Source organism: Prochlorococcus marinus (assembly GCF_001180245.1).
Lineage (GTDB): Bacteria > Cyanobacteriota > Cyanobacteriia > PCC-6307 > Cyanobiaceae > Prochlorococcus_A > Prochlorococcus_A marinus_F.
Genome location: NZ_CVSV01000105.1, coordinates 1 through 456, shown reverse-complemented (window position 1 = coordinate 456; position 456 = coordinate 1). Strand labels below are relative to the sequence as shown.

Genomic DNA, 456 nt, shown 5'->3' with positions numbered 1-456 from the left:
AAAGTTCCAAAAGACAAGAATGTTGGTTATGTAATGATTTCTGGAAGGATTACAAATCCAGAACAAGCAGGTAAATACTTTGCAGAAGTAAATAATGTAGTTGTAAAAGGATGTGGAGCAAAGACATTAACAGTTGATTATGAAACAGATGTAAGAGAAGGATATGACGGACCGTTTTCTGTGCTAGCACAATTCCCAAGCAAAAAAGCGGCGCAAGATTGCTATGAAGGTGGTTATCAAAATATTATTCCTTTAAGGAAAGGAGCTATAGATATGAATTTTAGAATAGTTGAGAGAAATAGATAAAAAACAAAGCTATTTCTAGTGATTCTTAGCTACGTCAGGCAGCAAAGTTATGCAAGGTATAGCAAATCCTCGCTCAAATCTCGTTACAGTCTCATGATTCTTAGAGCAAGTAATTAAATAGAGAGTCTGTAAAACTCTTTTATGACTGTG

1 protein-coding gene is annotated in these 456 nt (G+C 34.6%); it reads left to right on the top strand.

The window, feature by feature from the left end; genetic code table 11:
• Positions 1–306, top strand: a 306-nt coding sequence (locus AMO19_RS03515; protein WP_082302700.1) for a DUF1330 domain-containing protein, incomplete at its 5' end; no start/stop codon positions are given.
• Positions 307–456: the final 150 nt, after the last annotated feature.